Genomic DNA, 554 nt, shown 5'->3' with positions numbered 1-554 from the left:
TCCGACCTCCGCGGTGCTCATGGACGCGAGGTCGAGTCCCTAGGCGTCGGCCGGTTCCTCCTCGTCTTCGGAGAACTTCTCGATGCGACTCTCGATGAGTGCGATGGCTCCGGCGCGGTTCTCCCCGCGATGTTCGGCCTGGAGAATCTCCTCTAACTCGCCGCGGTCTTCGATATCCTTGATTGCCGGGCCGAGTTCCGAAATCTCGTAGTCTCCCGGGTCGAAGTCGGTCATCGTCAGTCACCCCCCGCAGCGGCGGTATCGCCGCCGACTGCCGACTTCATCGCCTCCAGTACGTCCTGCATCGCGCTCGAATCGTCCGGGTCGACCATCGTCGCCTCGCGTTCCGCTGGTGCCTTCGGAATCGGGTCGACAGAGGAGACGATGGTCGGCGAGCCATCGAGACCGATGTAGTCCGGGTCGACGTTGATGTCCGCGTGGTCCCGAACCGTGAGATGGTCCTCGTAGTTCTCGGCACGCTCCTGTGTCTCCGCGCGGAGGTCTTTCAGCGTGAGTCGCTCGCCCGCCGTCCGATACGATGGGGTGAATTCGGG

2 pseudogenes are annotated in these 554 nt (G+C 63.9%); both read right to left on the bottom strand.

What is annotated here, in order from left to right:
* Positions 1–42: 42 nt before the first annotated feature.
* Positions 43–234 (bottom strand): annotated as a pseudogene (locus tag DVK06_RS17075) (electron transfer flavoprotein subunit alpha/FixB family protein); the annotation flags it as partial.
* A gap of 2 nt (positions 235–236) precedes the next feature.
* Positions 237–554 (bottom strand): annotated as a pseudogene (locus tag DVK06_RS17070) (electron transfer flavoprotein subunit beta/FixA family protein); the annotation flags it as partial.

The sequence above is a fragment of the Halorubrum sp. Atlit-28R genome (genome assembly GCF_003665955.1).
In the GTDB taxonomy this organism is placed as follows: Archaea; Halobacteriota; Halobacteria; order Halobacteriales; family Haloferacaceae; genus Halorubrum; species Halorubrum tropicale.
The sequence above is the reverse complement of the archived record's forward strand: the minus strand, read 5'-3'. Positions and strand labels throughout refer to the sequence as shown.